The sequence below is a fragment of the Vibrio sp. 970 genome (genome assembly GCF_033339075.1).
Genome location: NZ_JAWOTW010000817.1, coordinates 1 through 517 on the forward strand (window position 1 = coordinate 1; position 517 = coordinate 517).

General features: G+C 44.9%; 1 protein-coding gene and 1 pseudogene. Both read left to right on the top strand.

The genetic code is table 11. From position 1 onward, the window contains the following. On the top strand, positions 1-364 hold a 364-nt coding region (locus tag R7Q11_RS29370), incomplete at its 5' end, for a LysE family transporter (RefSeq protein WP_225467368.1). 24 nt (positions 365-388) lie between these two features. After that, positions 389-517, top strand: a pseudogene (locus R7Q11_RS29375) (histidine kinase); the annotation flags it as partial.

The following is a 517-nucleotide window of genomic DNA, read 5'->3' on the forward strand; positions in this document are numbered from 1 at the left end:
GTTGGGTATTCAGAAATGGCGTGATACTTCAGGCTTGATTGCCGATGAGAGTTACAAAGAGATGTCAGGTAGCGCATTATTGTATAAAGCCGTTTTAATTAACCTGACTAACCCTAAATCGATCGTCTTTTTGGTGGCGTTGTTCCCACAGTTTATCGACCCTGCAAAAGACCAACTGACGCAATTGTTGGCGCTAGGGGTGACGACAGTGGTGATTGATGCGTGCGTAATGCTGGGTTACACCACGTTGGCGGCGCAGATGGGACGCTTTATCCGTTCAGACAAGATCATGGGTAAAATTAACAAAGTATTCGGTTCAATGTTTATGGGTTGTGGCGCATTATTAGCGGCTGCAAAATCCTAAGCCATTTATAGGTAGTTCTATCGCATGAATACAACGTATGTCGCTCGTCAGCCGATTTTTAACCGTAAAAGACAGACGCTCGGTTATGAATTGTTATTTAGAGATGGGGAAAGCAACGCCTATCCCGCTCATATCGAATCAAACCGAGCGACA